This is a genomic window from Citrobacter sp. S-77 (genome assembly GCF_963864895.1).
Lineage (GTDB): Bacteria > Pseudomonadota > Gammaproteobacteria > Enterobacterales > Enterobacteriaceae > Citrobacter > Citrobacter murliniae.
This window is the reverse complement of record NZ_CAWLWU010000002.1, coordinates 3,459,883-3,475,308: the sequence shown is the minus strand read 5'-3', so window position 1 is coordinate 3,475,308 and position 15,426 is coordinate 3,459,883. Positions and strand designations below refer to the sequence as shown.

15 protein-coding genes are annotated in these 15,426 nt (G+C 52.1%); 11 read left to right on the top strand and 4 right to left on the bottom strand.

Features of this window, described 5'->3' with window-relative positions:
• Positions 1 to 390 precede the first annotated feature (390 nt).
• The 3 genes from upp (at position 391) to AACS05_RS17225 (ending at position 3,203) form a co-directional block, all read left to right on the top strand.
• The gene (gene upp / locus AACS05_RS17235; RefSeq protein WP_045446080.1) at positions 391 to 1,017 is read left to right on the top strand and encodes a uracil phosphoribosyltransferase; all 627 of its coding nucleotides are present in this window, start codon (positions 391 to 393) and stop codon (positions 1,015 to 1,017) included.
• A 96-nt stretch (positions 1,018 to 1,113) separates the two neighbouring features.
• Positions 1,114 to 2,406, top strand: a complete 1,293-nt coding sequence (uraA, locus tag AACS05_RS17230) for a uracil permease (protein ID WP_045446077.1) — start codon at positions 1,114 to 1,116, stop codon at positions 2,404 to 2,406.
• A gap of 95 nt (positions 2,407 to 2,501) precedes the next feature.
• The gene (locus AACS05_RS17225; RefSeq protein ID WP_223307030.1) at positions 2,502 to 3,203 is read left to right on the top strand and encodes a DnaA inactivator Hda; all 702 of its coding nucleotides are present in this window, start codon (positions 2,502 to 2,504) and stop codon (positions 3,201 to 3,203) included.
• A 36-nt stretch (positions 3,204 to 3,239) separates the two neighbouring features.
• Here the strand turns inward: AACS05_RS17225 and arsC are convergent, their stop codons facing one another.
• Positions 3,240 to 3,599 carry an arsenate reductase (glutaredoxin) gene (gene arsC / locus AACS05_RS17220; RefSeq protein WP_045446071.1) on the bottom strand — a complete coding sequence of 120 codons (360 nt, stop codon included), beginning with the start codon at positions 3,597 to 3,599 and terminating at the stop codon, positions 3,240 to 3,242.
• Between the two features lie 12 nt (positions 3,600 to 3,611).
• Positions 3,612 to 5,075: a beta-barrel assembly-enhancing protease gene (gene bepA / locus AACS05_RS17215; protein WP_045446068.1), complete on the bottom strand. Its 1,464-nt coding sequence runs from the start codon at positions 5,073 to 5,075 to the stop codon at positions 3,612 to 3,614.
• A 225-nt stretch (positions 5,076 to 5,300) separates the two neighbouring features.
• On the opposite strand from bepA, the gene AACS05_RS17210 reads away from it, so the two are divergent.
• Complete coding sequence (locus AACS05_RS17210) at positions 5,301 to 6,365, top strand: AI-2E family transporter (RefSeq protein ID WP_045446065.1); 1,065 nt, start codon at positions 5,301 to 5,303, stop codon at positions 6,363 to 6,365.
• Positions 6,366 to 6,449: 84 nt separating this feature from the next.
• Positions 6,450 to 7,613, top strand: a complete 1,164-nt coding sequence (iadA, locus tag AACS05_RS17205; RefSeq protein ID WP_045446063.1) for a beta-aspartyl-peptidase — start codon at positions 6,450 to 6,452, stop codon at positions 7,611 to 7,613.
• 52 nt (positions 7,614 to 7,665) lie between these two features.
• Here the strand turns inward: iadA and bcp are convergent, their stop codons facing one another.
• Positions 7,666 to 8,136, bottom strand: coding sequence for a thioredoxin-dependent thiol peroxidase (gene bcp / locus AACS05_RS17200; RefSeq protein ID WP_006683508.1), 471 nt, complete (start codon positions 8,134 to 8,136; stop codon positions 7,666 to 7,668).
• Complete coding sequence (locus AACS05_RS17195; RefSeq protein WP_197086121.1) at positions 8,136 to 8,708, bottom strand: glycine cleavage system transcriptional repressor; 573 nt, start codon at positions 8,706 to 8,708, stop codon at positions 8,136 to 8,138. Before AACS05_RS17195 ends, bcp begins: the two co-directional genes overlap by 1 nt.
• A 145-nt stretch (positions 8,709 to 8,853) precedes the next feature.
• Between AACS05_RS17195 and dapA the strand changes: the two genes are divergently transcribed.
• The 6 genes from dapA (at position 8,854) to ypfH (ending at position 15,405) form a co-directional block, all read left to right on the top strand.
• A complete protein-coding gene (gene dapA / locus AACS05_RS17190; RefSeq protein WP_045446056.1) occupies positions 8,854 to 9,732 on the top strand; it encodes a 4-hydroxy-tetrahydrodipicolinate synthase in 879 nt (292 codons plus the stop codon).
• A gap of 16 nt (positions 9,733 to 9,748) precedes the next feature.
• Entirely contained in the window at positions 9,749 to 10,783 is a 1,035-nt protein-coding gene (bamC, locus tag AACS05_RS17185; RefSeq protein ID WP_045446053.1) for an outer membrane protein assembly factor BamC, read from the top strand.
• Between the two features lie 110 nt (positions 10,784 to 10,893).
• On the top strand, positions 10,894 to 11,607 hold the full coding sequence (gene purC / locus AACS05_RS17180) for a phosphoribosylaminoimidazolesuccinocarboxamide synthase (RefSeq protein WP_045446050.1): 714 nt from the start codon (positions 10,894 to 10,896) through the stop codon (positions 11,605 to 11,607).
• A gap of 128 nt (positions 11,608 to 11,735) precedes the next feature.
• On the top strand, positions 11,736 to 12,602 hold the full coding sequence (gene ypfJ, locus AACS05_RS17175) for a KPN_02809 family neutral zinc metallopeptidase (RefSeq protein WP_045446047.1): 867 nt from the start codon (positions 11,736 to 11,738) through the stop codon (positions 12,600 to 12,602).
• Positions 12,603 to 12,617: 15 nt separating this feature from the next.
• Positions 12,618 to 14,621, top strand: a complete 2,004-nt coding sequence (locus AACS05_RS17170) for a tRNA(Met) cytidine acetyltransferase TmcA (protein ID WP_045446044.1) — start codon at positions 12,618 to 12,620, stop codon at positions 14,619 to 14,621.
• An 85-nt stretch (positions 14,622 to 14,706) separates the two neighbouring features.
• The gene (gene ypfH / locus AACS05_RS17165) at positions 14,707 to 15,405 is read left to right on the top strand and encodes an esterase (protein ID WP_045446036.1); all 699 of its coding nucleotides are present in this window, start codon (positions 14,707 to 14,709) and stop codon (positions 15,403 to 15,405) included.
• Positions 15,406 to 15,426 lie beyond the last annotated feature (21 nt).

Sequence of the window (15,426 nt, the reverse complement as noted above, 5' to 3'; positions counted from 1 at the left end):
CTAACAGGGAAAGCAAACGTTTGCGAGCCTGCTCTGCAACGACTTTTTTCTGCTGTTTTTTTCAGCGTTTGACCTTTTCAATAGCACAATAAACCGCAACCCGACGATGCTGGATATGTGTTAACGGGTGTGAGTCTGATGAACAATATTCAGAAAATCTTTTTTGTGGCTTCAATACGTCATACAGACCAGAAGATAATGCTTATATAATTCAATATATTGATACTATTTTCCGTCAAGACTGTGGCCTTGTTTTATACTCATCTCCCGAACGCAAATGACTTTGGTTGATCCATATCAAGCGTATGCAGTGTTGCGCCAGAGAGGAAAAGCGGTATAATCCGGCGATTTTTTTTGTGGTTGCCACTCGTCTGAGGAAAGGAGAAGAGTATGAAGATCGTGGAAGTCAAACACCCACTCGTCAAACACAAGCTGGGACTGATGCGTGAAAATGACATCAGCACTAAACGCTTTCGTGAACTCGCCTCGGAAGTTGGCAGCCTGCTGACCTATGAAGCAACCGCTGGTCTGGAAACCGAAAAGGTAACCATCGAAGGCTGGAATGGCCCGGTTGAAGTAGACCAAATTAAAGGTAAAAAAATCACTGTTGTACCAATCCTGCGTGCGGGCCTGGGTATGATGGAAGGCGTACTGGAAAACGTTCCGAGTGCGCGTATCAGCGTAGTTGGCATGTACCGTAACGAAGAGACTCTGGAGCCGGTACCGTACTTCCAGAAGCTGGTTTCTAATATTGATGAGCGTATGGCGCTGATCGTCGACCCGATGCTGGCCACTGGCGGTTCCGTTATCGCCACCATCGACCTGCTGAAAAATGCGGGCTGCAGCAGCATTAAAGTACTGGTGCTGGTAGCCGCACCGGAAGGTATCGCGGCACTGGAAAAAGCGCACCCGGATGTTGAGCTATATACCGCATCTATCGACCAGGGGCTGAACGAGCAAGGATACATTATTCCGGGGCTCGGCGATGCCGGCGATAAGATTTTTGGTACTAAGTAAATGAATAAATAAAAAGAAGCCGACTTTAATAGTCGGCTTTTTTTTGAATAAAACAACCTAATCACTAATAACAAACAACACTCAGAGGAAAACACTATGACGCGCCGTGCTATCGGGGTGAGTGAAAGACCGCCGCTTTTACAGACGATCCCGCTTAGTTTGCAGCACCTGTTCGCCATGTTTGGTGCAACGGTACTGGTGCCTGTCCTGTTTCATATCAACCCGGCAACTGTCCTGCTGTTTAACGGTATTGGTACACTGCTGTATCTCTTCATTTGTAAAGGCAAAATTCCTGCCTATCTGGGGTCCAGCTTCGCGTTTATTTCTCCGGTATTGCTGTTGCTACCGCTTGGGTATGAAGTGGCGCTCGGTGGTTTTATTATGTGCGGCGTTCTGTTCTGCCTGGTTTCTTTCATCGTTAAGAAAGCAGGGACCGGCTGGCTGGATGTGATGTTCCCGCCTGCGGCCATGGGCGCAATCGTTGCCGTTATCGGTCTGGAACTGGCTGGCGTTGCAGCTGGTATGGCTGGTTTGCTTCCTGCAGAGGGGCAAATGCCAGATTCCAAAACAATTATCATCTCTATGGTAACGCTGGCGGTAACGGTTTTTGGTTCAGTACTGTTCCGTGGCTTTATGGCCATTATCCCCATTCTGATTGGTGTACTGGCGGGTTATGCGCTCTCCTTTGTGATGGGCGTTGTGGATACCACGCCGATTGCTCAGGCTCACTGGTTTGCTCTGCCGACCTTCTACACACCACGCTTTGAATGGGTTGCCATTCTGACCATCCTGCCTGCGGCACTGGTAGTTATTGCTGAACACGTAGGGCATTTGGTGGTAACGGCGAATATCGTGAAAAAAGATTTGATTCGCGATCCTGGACTGCATCGCTCGATGTTCGCCAACGGTCTGTCGACGGTGATCTCTGGCTTCTTTGGATCCACGCCTAACACCACTTACGGCGAAAACATCGGCGTGATGGCCATTACCCGTGTATACAGTACCTGGGTTATTGGCGGTGCGGCTATTTTTGCCATTCTGCTCTCCTGCGTCGGTAAACTGGCTGCCGCGATTCAGATTATCCCGCTACCGGTGATGGGCGGTGTGTCGCTGCTGCTGTACGGAGTTATCGGCGCATCTGGTATTCGCGTGTTGATCGAATCGAAAGTTGATTACAACAAAGCGCAAAACCTGATCCTGACGTCGGTTATTTTGATTATCGGTGTGAGTGGTGCAAAGGTTCACATTGGTGCCGCTGAACTGAAAGGGATGGCACTGGCGACTATTGTCGGCGTATGCCTGAGCCTGATCTTCAAAGCGATTAGCTTGCTGCGTCCGGAGGAAGTTGTCCTCGACGCCAAAGATGCAGAAGACACCCCGCAACACTAAGTCTTTGACCGGGCAGCGACGCTGCCCGGTTCTATCACGACGCATTTCTGTGGTAAACTCAACGCGATTTTATGAAATCCTGGGTTGAGGTATCTCTGAACACACCGGCACAGCTCTCTCTGCCACTTTATCTTCCTGACGATGAAACTTTCGCGAGTTTCTGGCCGGGGGATAACTCCTCTCTACTGGCTGCACTGCAAAACGTGCTGCGTCAGGAACATAGCGGGTATATCTATCTCTGGTCGCGCGAAGGCGCGGGCCGTAGCCATTTGCTGCATGCAGCATGCGCCGAGTTGTCTCAGCGCGGCGATGCGGTAGGTTATGTACCACTGGACAAACGTACTTGGTTCGTACCGGAAGTGCTTGACGGTATGGAACATCTGTCACTGGTGTGTATTGATAACATCGAATGCGTTGCCGGGGATTCCCTGTGGGAAATGGCTATTTTTGATCTCTACAACCGTATTCTTGAGTCAGGGAAAACCCGGCTGCTGATCACCGGCGATCGCCCGCCAAGACAGCTGAATCTGGGACTACCGGATCTTGCTTCGCGCCTGGACTGGGGGCAAATCTATAAGCTGCAGCCGCTCTCGGATGAAGACAAGCTTCAGGCTTTGCAACTACGTGCCAGATTACGCGGGTTCGAACTTCCGGAAGATGTGGGGCGCTTTCTGTTAAAACGACTGGATCGGGAAATGCGCACTTTGTTTATGACACTGGATCAACTCGACCACGCATCGATCACCGCTCAGCGCAAACTAACTATTCCGTTCGTCAAAGAGATTTTAAAACTGTAAGCACCGCAACCGGAAAAGCTGCGGTGTTATTTGATGTTAATCGATGATTTCCAGTACTTGTTCCGGCGGACGACCAATTCTCGCCTGACCGTTTGCCACCACAATCGGGCGCTCCATCAATTTCGGGTTTTTCACCATCGCCTCAATCAACACATCTTCACTCAGACTACTGTCCGCCAGGTTAAGTGATTTGTAGAGATCTTCTTTCTGGCGCATTAATTCGCGAGCGCTGGACATTCCCAGCATCTGCAGCAGTTCACGCAGGGTTGCTGCGTCAGCAGGTGTCTCCAGATAAAGCACCACTTCCGGTTCTACACCGTTGGACTTCAGTAACTCCAGCGTTTCGCGGCTCTTTGAGCAGCGTGGGTTATGGTAGATTTTAATCGCGTCTGACATTGTGTTTTCCTGTTACATCTTCGTATACGGTTTAAAACGCTCTTGCAACTGGCGTAGCTGGTCGATACGGGCGTCGTATCTGGCCTGTTGCTGGCTTCCCAGTTTCACCTGCGAGCTTGCACTGCTGAGCATAGAGATGGCCTGGTCAAGACGCCCCGCCAGGGCATAGCCTTCCGCACGTGCCGCCAGCTCCTGATCGCGGTTATTCAAGGTAGCTTCCGTTTGTGCTAATAAATCCCAGCCGTTAGCGTCATCTTTATTGTTAAACGTATAACGATTGAGGATGGTTGCGGCCTCTTTGGCTTGTCCGCCCTGTAAATACGCATTCGCCAGGTTGAGTTGCAATACCGGATTTACGCGCAGGTCGCGCGCATTTTTCAGGCGATTAATGGCATCGCTGGTTTTCTTCTGGCCGAGATCGATATCCGTAGCCAGGTCGAGATACCAGGAATTGTTAGGGTCTGCAGCCAGCAGAGGCTGCAGCGCTTTACGCGCCTCGTCATATTTACTGGCTTCCATCGCCTGTAGCGCCCGACCATATTGTGCAGCCCGTTGTTCACGGACATTGCCTTTCGACCAGTTGTCCAGCAGGTCGCTGGTTAGCTGGTTGCGGCCAGAATTATACATCCCCAGGGTTCGTGCTTTTGCCAGATAAAATTCTTCAGACGATTGCACCACGGCTGGACGCATCTGGTTAGCTCGGTTACGTGCATCCGCCAGACGACTTTCTGGCAGGGGGTGAGTCAGCAGAATTTCAGGTGGACGTGTGGAGTAACGAGCCTGGTCGAGCAGTTTCTCCAGGAACGTTGGCATTGCCTGCGGATCAAAACCTGAGCGCTGCAGTACCTGAATACCAATACGATCCGCTTCCTGTTCATTCTGTTGGGTGAAGCTGATCATCCCCTGACGCGTTCCCGCCAGGGTGCCGGTAAGGGCTGCCATCCCCGCCTGCGGACTGGCCATTGCTAATAAAATTGAACCCAGTGCGCCTACCCATGTCAGCGGGGCGGTACGTTTTTGATCTTCCATGGCGCGCGCCAGGTGGCGCTGCGTGACGTGAGAGATTTCGTGCGCCATTACCGAGGCCAGTTGGCTTTCGTTATCGGAATAGCGAAAGAGTGCGGAGTGCAGAACAACGTTGCCGCCAAAAAAAGCAAAGGCGTTAATTTCGTCGTTATTAATCAAAAAGAAATGGAACGGGGTTTTTACTGAGTCTGCGTGGGATACCAGGCGCATCCCCAGAGTATTAATATATTGGGTCAGCAGCGGGTCGTTAATTAACGGCGCACTGCCGCGCAGTTGGCGCACGTAATAGTCGCCCATCTGCATTTCCTGACCGATGGAGAGTGTGCTCCCTGCTGAGGTCCCCATATCGGGTAACGTGTCCGCAGTATCAGCAAATGCGGGCGCGACCTGACCGATAGTTAGTGCAGCAATGAGGGTAGCAACCAGGTTTTTTTTCAACTGCCTGAACATAACCTCTGTCCTGTATTCATGGAGATAGCCATTTTGACCCGTGCTGCGAAGTATCGTTCACACTCCGGCAGCATTCGGAGTGTAACTGCGAAATCCTGCGATGAACACCCAGGAAGAATGTCTTTTCACTTTGCGGAATGAGTCATAAAAAGCGAAGTCTTTTTTGTGACATTTCGATACAATTCGGGATCGCAATCCCGCTATTGAGGTTCATGGAAGGGTTTTATGCTCGAAATGCTGATGCAATGGTATCGCCGCCGCTTTAGCGACCCAGAGGCTATTGCCTTGTTGGTTATCCTGGTTGCCGGTTTTGGTATTCTTTTTTTCTTTAGCGGTCTGTTAGCACCGCTGCTGGTCGCGATTGTGCTGGCTTACCTGCTTGAATGGCCGACAGTGCGTCTGGAAAATATCGGCTGTTCCCGACCCTGGGCGACATCCATTGTGCTGGTGGTGTTTGTCGGTATCTTGCTACTGATGGCGTTCGTGGTGATGCCTGTCGCGTGGCAGCAGGGGATTTATCTGATACGTGATATGCCCGGCATGCTGAATAAGCTTTCTGACTTTGCCGCAACCTTACCACGACGTTATCCGGCGCTGATGGACGCTGGCATTATTGATGCGATGGCGGAGAATATGCGCTCGCGGATGCTAACGATGGGCGACTCGGTGGTGAAATATTCTGTGGCCTCCCTGGTCGGATTACTGACACTGGCGGTGTATCTGGTTCTCGTGCCGTTGATGGTGTTCTTCCTGGTGAAAGACAAAGGGCAGATGCTGAATGCTGTGCGTCGGGTGTTGCCGCGTAATCGCGGGCTGGCGGGGCAGGTCTGGAAAGAGATGAATCAGCAAATCACTAACTACATTCGTGGCAAAGTGCTCGAAATGGTGGTGGTGGGGGTTGCGACCTGGCTTGGCTTCCTGCTGTTTGGCCTCAACTATTCTCTGCTATTGGCGGTGCTGGTCGGGTTCTCAGTCCTGATCCCGTATATCGGCGCCTTTGTGGTGACGATTCCGGTGGTTGGTGTGGCACTGTTCCAGTTTGGTCTCGGGACCGAATTCTGGAGCTGTTTTGCCGTGTACCTGATAATCCAGGCGCTGGATGGCAATCTGCTGGTCCCTGTACTTTTCTCCGAGGCTGTAAATCTGCATCCGTTGGTGATTATTCTGTCAGTGGTTATTTTCGGCGGTCTGTGGGGCTTTTGGGGCGTATTCTTTGCTATTCCGCTGGCGACGCTAATTAAAGCGGTAGTTCATGCTTGGCCGGATGGTCAGACGATTGACGAATCCTAATCAGGATGCTGTGGCGGCGCAATGCCGCCGGGTATCCATATTCTCTATTTGAATTATGCAGGTTGCTGCATGACAAGGAAGGTTATGAACTGTTCAATTCTTAATCTGACGCTGTTCCAACGTGGACACGTTTACGCACCTGAAGATCTGGGACTACAGGATATACTGGTTTCTGATGGCAAAATTGTTGCTGTTGCGCCCACAATCGCTGCAGAAGATTTTCCTGGCTGCCAGTGTATCAATCTTGATGGTGCTATTGTTTGTCCGGGGTTTATCGATCAGCACGTCCATCTGATCGGTGGCGGCGGGGAAGCTGGGCCACATACCCGCACGCCGGAGGTGCGTCTGTCGCGCCTGGTTGAAGCAGGTATTACTTCGGTTGTGGGATTACTGGGAACTGACGGCATCACCCGCCACCCGGAGTCGCTGTTGGCTAAAACCCGAGCTCTGGAGTATGAAGGCATCAGTGCCTGGATGCTAACCGGCGCTTACTCTTTACCTTCGCCGACTATTACCGGCAGTATTGAACGCGATGTGGCATTGATCGATAAAGTGATTGGGGTGAAATGTGCAGTTTCCGACCATCGATCATCTGCCCCAAATACAGCAGTGCTGGCGAATATGGCGGCTCAGTCGCGCGTAGGCGGATTGCTGGGACAAAAACCAGGGATCAGCGTATTCCATATGGGTGACAGTCCGCGCATGCTGGAGCCGTTGTATGACATTCTGAACAGCAGTGATGTACCTGTCACCAAGCTGTTGCCAACGCATGTTAACCGTGCGGAGCCGCTGTTTCAGGCCGCGTTAGAGTATGCCCGCAAAGGCGGTTATATCGACATCACCAGCAGTATTGATGAGCCTGTCTCCCCGGCAATGGCTATTGCTACCGCGCTGCGCCATGAAGTTCCACTGTCGCGTATTACCCTGAGTTCGGATGGTAATGGCAGCCAGCCGGAATTTGATGAATACGGTAATCTGACGGGGATTGGTGTAGCCGGATTCGAATCACTTGCTGATACGGTGCGCCAATTGGTGAAGGTTCATGCCATACCGTTGGAGCTGGCGCTACGTCCGCTGACACGCACAGTAGCGGAGTTCCTTGGGTTTGAGCATAAAGGACGTCTGGCGGTCGGATGTGATGCGGATATTCTGGTACTAAACGACGAGCTGGAAGTTTATCACCTCTGGGCGAAGGGGGTTGCGGTAGTGAGAGAGAAGAAAGCGTGCGTTAAAGGTACATTTGAGTAGATAGCGGTTGTGCCGGATGGCGGTGTAAAAGCCTAATCCGGCACAATGTACATCAGGCGTTTTCTTTCAACCAGTTCATGACCACATCGTGGTGATTGCTGGTTTTGAAATCATCAAACACGTGTTCGATTTTACCCTCGGCATCAATCAGGAAGCTGATGCGATGGATGCCATCGTAGGTTTTTCCCATAAACGATTTCTCACCCCAGACACCGAACTGCTCGCATACCTGATGATCTTCATCGGACAGGAGCGTGAAGTTAAGCACTTCTTTTTCAGCAAATCGGGAAAGCTTTTCAGGTTTATCGGTGCTGATCCCCAGGACTTCAACACCTGCTTTTTTTAACTGATCCATGTTATCGCGTAAGCCGCAGGCTTGCACGGTACAGCCCGGCGTCATGGCTTTCGGGTAGAAATAAACCAGAACACGCTGTCCCTGGAAGTCGGTTAAATTTACTTGTTCTCCGTCTTGGTCCGGCAAGCTAAATTTCGGTGCGATATCACCGGCTTTCAGTGGGTTCATTACTTAACTCCATCCTGTTCATCATGCTGTGAGTAATTGACGACGTTAATACTGCCTTGCGCATTGAGTTCTGTACAGAGTGCTTTAAAGGCATCCTCAATATTTGCCGAATCGTGTGACGCGGGACTATGTGCCGTGATTTGGATAAACAGTTGTGCAGACTTTCCGTTTTCAGCCGGTTGTGTGCGAGAAACCAGTTCCGCGATATTCATTTGGTGACTGTCAAAAAGTGCGGTAAAGCGTTCTATCAGATGGGGAGAGTCGGGGACATCGACCTGCACCCATACCGTGGCGGGCATCGCCGGACGGGGGCGAGCAGTCGTTCGCTTCATCACAATCAATAAATCCAGCTCTGCACCTTTCAACGGCAAGGTTGATTCAATCAGGGTTATGGCATTCCAGGTACCGGATAACAGCATAATAAAAGTAAACTCGTCACCCAGCATGGCCAGTCGGCTGTCTTCAATATTACAGCCACAACTGCTGACATGACGAGTGATGGTGTTCACAATTCCCGGGCGATCAGCACCCAGCGCAGTAATGACCAGATAGTGTTGCGATGACGGTGTCAAACCTGTTCTTCCTTTGAGAGGTGAGGTAATCATAAGGAAAGCATAAAAAAAACATGCATACAACAATCAGAAGGGCTATGGTCGCTTGCTTTTATTGTCGTACCAAACGTACCATTGAGACACTTGTTTGCACAGAGGATGGCCCATGTTCACGGGAAGTATTGTCGCGCTTATTACGCCGATGGATGAGAAAGGTAAAGTCTGCCGGTCGAGCCTGAAAAAACTGATTGATTATCATGTCGCCAGCGGCACCTCGGCGATCGTTTCGGTTGGCACCACCGGTGAGTCCGCCACGTTGAGTCATGATGAGCATGGCGACGTGGTAATGATGACGCTGGAGCTGGCCGACGGGCGTATTCCGGTGATTGCCGGAACCGGCGCCAATGCGACCGCAGAAGCCATTAGTCTGACGCAGCGTTTCAACGACAGTGGTATTGTCGGCTGCCTGACGGTGACGCCTTACTACAACCGCCCAACCCAGGAAGGCCTGTTCCAGCATTTCAAAGCCATCGCTGAACATACTGACCTGCCGCAAATTCTGTATAATGTGCCGTCCCGTACTGGCTGCGATATGCTGCCGGAAACCGTTGGTCGTCTGGCGAAAGTAAAAAATATTGTCGCTATCAAAGAGGCCACAGGGAACTTAAGTCGTGTTCACCAGATCAAAGAGCTGGTTTCAGACGATTTTATTCTGCTCAGCGGTGATGACGCGACCGGGCTGGACTTTATTCAGCTTGGTGGTCATGGCGTGATTTCTGTTACGTCTAACGTAGCTGCACGTGATATGGCTGAAATGTGCAAACTGGCGGCAGAAGGGCACTTTGCCGAGGCGCGGGTGATCAATCAGCGTCTGATGCCGTTACACAACAAACTATTTGTCGAACCCAATCCTATCCCGGTGAAATGGGCATGTAAGGAGTTGGGACTTGTGGCGACCGATACACTGCGTCTGCCGATGACGCCAATCACGGACAATGCTCGTGATATCGTCAAAGCGGCGCTTAAGCATGCCGGTTTGCTGTAAAGTTTAGGGAGATTTGATGGCTTACTCAGTACAAAAGTCGCGCCTGGCCAAGGTTGCGGGTGTTTCGCTTGTTATGTTGCTCGCGGCCTGTAGTTCTGATTCGCGCTATAAGCGCCAGGTGAGCGGTGACGAATCCTATCTGGAGGCTGCACCGCTTGCTGAGCTTCACGCGCCAGCTGGGATGATTCTGCCGATAACCGCAGGTGACTATAATATCCCGGTTACTAACGGCAGTGGTGCCGTAGGTAAAGCGCTGGATATTCGCCCACCGGCTCAGCCGTTAGCATTAGTCAGTGGCGCACGTACCCAGATTGCGGGTGATACGGCAACATTGCTGGTGGAAAATGGCCGTGCCAACACTCTGTGGCCGCAGGTTGTCAGCGTGATTCAGTCTAAAAATTACACTATCACCAAACGCGATGATGCCAGCCAGACGCTGACTACCGATTGGGTTGACTGGAACCGTCTGGATGAAGACGAACAGTACCGTGGACGTTATCAAATCTCGGTTAAACCGCAGGGCTATCAGCAAGCGGTGACGGTGAAACTGGTTAACCTCGAACAGGCCGGTAAGCCAGTCGCAGATGCGGCGTCAATGCAGCGCTATAGCGCTGAGATGATGAACGTCATCTCTGCGGGTCTGGATAAGAACGCCACCGATGCTGCGAATGCCGCGCAGAACCGCTCTGCAGCAACTATGGATGTTCAGAGTGCTGCCGATGACACCGGTTTACCGATGTTGGTCGTTCGTGGACCGTTCAACGTGGTGTGGCAACGTCTGCCGGCGGCTCTTGAGAAAGTGGGCATGAAAGTGACCGACAGCACCCGTTCTCAGGGCAGTTTCGCCGTGACCTACAAACCACTGTCTGACAGCGGTTGGCAGGAACTGGGCGCAACCGATCCGGGTCTGGTATCCGGTGACTACAAACTGCAGGTCGGTGATTTAGACAACCGCAGCAGTATGCAGTTTATCGATCCGAAGGGACACACCCTGACGCAAAGCCAGAACGACGCGCTGGTTGCCGTCTTCCAGGCAGCTTTCAGTAAGTAAAAATAAAGGGCTGGAGTAATCCAGCCTTTTTTTCTGATATGATACGCAAACGTGTGCGTCAGCAGAAAAGCGCAATATTTATCGTTAATTCACACCCAGGAGTAATAAAGATGCAAAAGCAAGCTGAGTTGTATCGTGGTAAAGCGAAGACCGTATACAGCACGGAAAACCCGGACCTGTTGGTGCTCGAATTCCGCAATGATACGTCAGCAGGGGATGGCGCGCGCATTGAACAGTTTGATCGTAAAGGTATGGTGAACAATAAATTCAACCATTTCATTATGACTAAGCTGGAAGAAGCGGGTATTCCTACCCAAATGGAGCGACTGCTTTCTGATACCGAATGTCTGGTGAAAAAACTGGAGATGGTACCGGTTGAGTGCGTGGTGCGTAACCGTGCGGCAGGTTCTCTGGTGAAGCGTTTAGGCGTTGAGGAAGGTATTGAACTGAATCCGCCTCTGTTTGATCTGTTCCTGAAAAATGATGCAATGCACGACCCGATGATTAACGATTCTTACTGCGAAACTTTTGGTTGGGTGAGCAAAGAGAATCTGGCACGTATGAAAGAGCTGACCTACAAGGCCAATGACGTGCTGAAGAAAATGTTTGATGACGCAGGCCTGATTCTGGTCGACTTCAAACTTGAGTTTGGCTTGTATAAAGGCGAAGTCGTTCTGGGTGATGAATTCTCTCCGGATGGTAGCCGCCTGTGGGATAAAGAAACCCTGGATAAAATGGATAAAGATCGCTTCCGCCAGAGTCTGGGCGGCCTGATCGAAGCCTATGAAGCCGTCGCGCATCGCCTGGGCGTGAAGTTAGACTGATCCCTCCTTCGAGCCGGCGATCGCTCACCGGCTCATCAATCATACCTATTTGATTACTGTTTCTTATGGTAATCCTGTTCCGAACCGCCTACGATCATCATCATAATGAATAAAAAGTTGAGGTGATTATGCGCTGGCAAGGGCGTCGTGAAAGTGACAATGTAGAAGACAGACGTAATAGCTCTGGTGGCGGTCCTTCTATGGGCGGGCCAGGTTTTCGTTTGCCAAGTGGTAAAGGCGGCATCATCCTGCTGATTGTGGTGCTCGTGGCAGGGTATTACGGCGTGGATCTCACCGGATTAATGACAGGCCAACCCGTTTCACAAGAACAATCAACGCGCTCCATCAGTCCCAACGATGATGAAGCAGCCAAATTTACCTCGGTGATTCTGGCGACAACGGAAGATACCTGGGGGCAGCAGTTTGAAAAAATGGGCCGTACCTATCAGCAACCCAGGCTGGTGATGTATCGTGGTTCCATGCGTACCGGTTGCGGAGTGGGTCAGTCCATTATGGGACCGTTTTATTGCCCGGCTGACGGTACTGTTTATATCGACCTCTCATTCTATGACGACATGAAAAATAAGCTGGGCGCTGATGGTGATTTTGCTCAGGGCTATGTCATTGCGCATGAAGTGGGTCACCATGTGCAGAAACTGCTGGGTATCGAGCCAAAGATTCGCCAGATGCAACAGAACGCCTCACAGGCTGAAGTGAATCGACTTTCCGTGCGTATGGAACTGCAGGCGGATTGCTTTGCCGGCGTCTGGGGGCACAGTATGCAACAGCAAGGTGTGCTGGAATCAGGTGATCTGGAAGAAGCGTTGAACGCCGCACAGGCCATTGGCGACGATCGCCTGCAGCAGCAGGGGCAAGGACGGGTGGTGCCGGACAGCTTTACGCACGGGAGCTCTGAACAGCGTCTTACCTGGTTTAAGCGTGGCTTTGATAGCGGCGATCCGGCGCAATGCAATACCTTTGGTAAAGGCATGTAAGATATTGAGGCAGGGATGTCTGACTACATCGCGCTGCGTGCGCTAACTGAACAAATGACCCGGGAAGGGATCCGCCGTTTGCTGATTATCAGTGGCGAGGGACTCTGGTGTCAGGAGCAGGCGTTAGCGCTGCGCGATACATTACCCGGCGACTGGCTGTGGGTTGGTGCAGAGCCTCCCTCAGAGCCGGGCTGTACGCCACAGGCGTTGCAAACGTTACTGGGACGTGAATTTCGTCATGCAGTCTTTGATGCGCGGTCTGGGTTTGACGCCGCAGCGTTTGCCGCATTAAGTGGTACGCTGTATGCCGGGAGCTGGCTGGTGTTGCTGACGCCCCCCTGGAACAGCTGGCAGACACATCCGGATGTAGATTCGCTGCGCTGGAGTGACTGCGCGCAACCCATCCCAACGCCACACTTTGTCGAACACTTCAAACGGGTCATCACTCGCGACAGACAAGCTCTGCACTGGCAGCAGAATCAGTTATTTTCATGCCCGCATTTCCCTGAACGCGCTGACTGGCAAGCCGCGAATGGGGAACCTCAGCCTGAGCAGGCGGCGATTTTACAACATCTGTTGGCTATGCCCTGTGGTGTGGTAACAGTGACTGCAGCACGTGGTCGGGGTAAATCAGCCTTAGCAGGGCAGTTGATTTCACGCATGAAGGGAACGGCAATTGTTACTGCGCCCGCTAAAGCGGCAACCGATGTGCTGGCACGCTTTGCCGGTGAGCGTTACCGCTTTATGGCCCCGGATGCGCTGTTAGCCGGGACTGAAACCGCAGACTGGCTTATTGTTGATGAGGCCGCTGCCATTCCCGCACCGTTGCTGCATCAACTGGTTTCGCGTTTTCCCCGCACGTTGTTAACGACTACGGTTCAGGGTTATGAGGGAACCGGCAGAGGGTTCTTGTTAAAATTCTGCGCCCGTTTCCCGGCGCTGCGCCGATATGAGTTACAGCAGCCCGTCCGGTGGGCGCAGGGGTGTCCGTTGGAAAAAGTCGTCAGCGATGCACTGGTATTCGATGACGAAACTTTTATGCATTCGCCTCGGGGAGAGATCCGTTTTTCCACGTTTGAAGCGAATGCCTGGCGCACCAGGCCGAATCTGCCGCTGGCGGTATATCAGTTGCTTTCCGGGGCGCATTATCGCACCTCACCGCTGGATCTTCGCCGGATGATGGATGCGCCAGGTCAGCATTTTCTTCAGGCATCGGCCTCGGACTCGGTGGCTGGTGCCGTCTGGCTGGTGGACGAAGGAGGATTATCCGCAGAATTAAGTCAGGCTGTCTTTGCCGGGCACCGTCGACCAAGAGGGAATCTGGTGGCTCAGTCTCTGGCTGCCCACGGATGTTATCCGCTGGCGGCGACGCTCACTGGACGTCGGGTCAGCCGTATCGCGGTTCACCCTGCGCGCCAGCGGGAAGGTATAGGGCAACAGCTGATTATGCAGGCCCATCGCTATTCCACGCAGTGTGATTACCTCTCCGTCAGTTTTGGTTATACGCAAGAGCTATGGCGTTTCTGGCAGCGTTGTGGCTTTGTGTTGGTTCGTATGGGGAACCACCGGGAAGCCAGCAGCGGGTGCTACACCGCAATGGCTTTACTGCCCATCAGTGAGGCGGGGAGGCGTCTCGCTGAGAGGGAGAACCTGCGCTTGCGTCGTGACGCTGTGATTCTGGCTCAGTGGAATGACGAGGCCATTCCGGTATCCCCACTGAAAGAAACTACGCTTAATGATGATGACTGGGAAGAACTGGCGGGATTTGCCTTTGCACATCGGCCACTACTTACCTCATTGGGTTGTCTGAGTCGCCTGCTTCAGAACAGTACGCTTCCTCTCCCGGCGCTGCGAGGACGTTTACAAGAGCAATGCACTGACGCACAACTGTGCGAGCGACTGAACGTTTCTGGTCGTAAAGCATTGTTACTGCTTCAGCGTGCAGAGGCGGCGCAGGCGTTAGCGCAACTGGATAATAAACGCGAACAACGGCTACATAATCGCATTATGCAATGGTAATTTTTTCACTAACTTCTTCAATTTCCTGGCATGGTCATTGCGATTAAGCGGCGTAGAATGACGCTCATCAGTTAAGGAGATCGCCATGAAACATGACCATTTTGTTGTTCAAAGCCCCGATAAACCCGCGCAACAGTTGCTGCTGTTGTTTCATGGCGTAGGCGATAACCCTGTTGCCATGGGAGAGATAGGATCCTGGTTTGCACCTTTGTTTCCGGATGCGCTGATAGTGAGTATAGGCGGTGCTGAGCCATATGCTTCAACCTCCGGGCGTCAATGGTTTTCCGTTCAGGGCGTAACGGAAGAGAACCGTCAGGAACGTGTTGACGCTATCATGCCGGTATTTATCGAAACCGTTCGCTACTGGCAAAAACAGAGCGGCGTCGCACCTGGGGCAACTGCACTGATAGGCTTTTCGCAGGGGGCTATTATGTCGCTTGAAAGCATCAAAGCCGAGCCTGGACTGGCATCACGGGTGATTGCCTTTAATGGTCGTTACGCCAGTTTGCCGGAAGTGGCAACGACTGCCACGACAGTACATTTGATTCACGGTGGTGAAGACCGGGTGATTGAGTTATCTCACGCCGTTGCGGCTCAGGACGCGTTAATTCGCGCGGGCGGTGATGTGACGCTGGATATCGTTGAAAACCTGGGTCACGCCATTGACGATCGCAGCATGCAGTTTGCTCTCGACCATTTGCGCTTTACTGTGCCGAAGCACTATTTCGATGAAGCGTTAAGTGGGGGGAAACCAAACGATGATGATGTCATTGAGATGATGTAACCCTGTAGGCCAGATAAGCGT